This window comes from Micromonospora sp. PRAS1, from assembly GCF_059553435.1.
On sequence record NZ_JCANNB010000140.1, the window covers coordinates 1 to 213 of the forward strand.

General features: G+C 61.0%; 1 protein-coding gene. It reads right to left on the reverse strand.

Annotation, left to right across the window (positions count from 1 at the left end):
* The coding region (locus tag AC507J_RS32445) for an RICIN domain-containing protein (RefSeq protein ID WP_496294406.1) at nucleotides 1-213 on the reverse strand (213 nt) is incomplete at both ends.

Sequence of the window (213 nt, forward strand, 5' to 3'; positions counted from 1 at the left end):
AGTCGTCGTACTGCACGATGTTGCCGCCGTCGGCGGTCGAGGCGCCCTGCACCTCCAGCACCTTGTTGCTGTTCCGGTTGATCAACCGGACGTGACCACCATCGGAATCAGCCAACCGGAACTGCTGGTTCGTCCCGTTGTGATCAGCCCACTGCACGATCGCCGCACCGTTGGCCGTCGAGAAGTTGTGCACATCCAGCACCTTGTTCGACA